The organism is Robertkochia sediminum (assembly GCF_016786255.1).
Taxonomy (GTDB): Bacteria; Bacteroidota; Bacteroidia; order Flavobacteriales; family Flavobacteriaceae; genus Robertkochia; species Robertkochia sediminum.
Map to the genome: position 1 here is coordinate 1 of NZ_JADMKT010000044.1, position 614 is coordinate 614.

1 protein-coding gene is annotated in these 614 nt (G+C 41.7%); it reads right to left on the minus strand.

Annotated features, from left to right (window positions below):
- Nucleotides 1-614: site-specific integrase (locus tag IS446_RS00180; RefSeq protein ID WP_203057149.1), on the minus strand; the 614-nt coding region annotated here is incomplete at both ends.

Sequence of the window (614 nt, forward strand, 5' to 3'; positions counted from 1 at the left end):
CGGGCCATATGAAAGGAGAAGTCTTTATCGATCCCTGTAAAGGAGGCGATCTCCTTCAGGTAATTATTGATCTTTTGATTGGAGCATACCGGTAAGACATGATCTGAGGAACACACTTTTGGATGATCCTTATACTTCTGCAGAATTTCAAGAGGTAAAGGCAGGAGGGGAATGTTCAGCGGAACGCCGGTTTTTGCTCTCTTGGATTTGATCCACCACTTATTATCGTTACCCTTAACGATGTTGGATCTTTTGAGGTTTCTTACATCGGAATACGACAAGCTGGTAAAACAGGAGAACAAGAATACATCCCGGGTAACGGCCAGGGAAGAGCGCTTGGGATCGAATTCCATGATCTTTTGCAATTCAGATCGGGTAAGAAATGCCTTGTCGACCTTTTCAAATTTGAGTTTGTGATGTTTAAAGATGTTCTTATCCAGCCAATCCATCTCATAAGCCAATTTCATTAGCTTTTTAAGCCGTTCCAGGTGCTTCATGACTCCATTATTGGATAGGGTAGGTTGTTGATGTAAGAAGTGCTCAAAATCGATAATGAAGGATGATTCAATGGCTCTTAGTTCCAGGTCGGATACCTTTTGGGTCTTTTTCAAAAA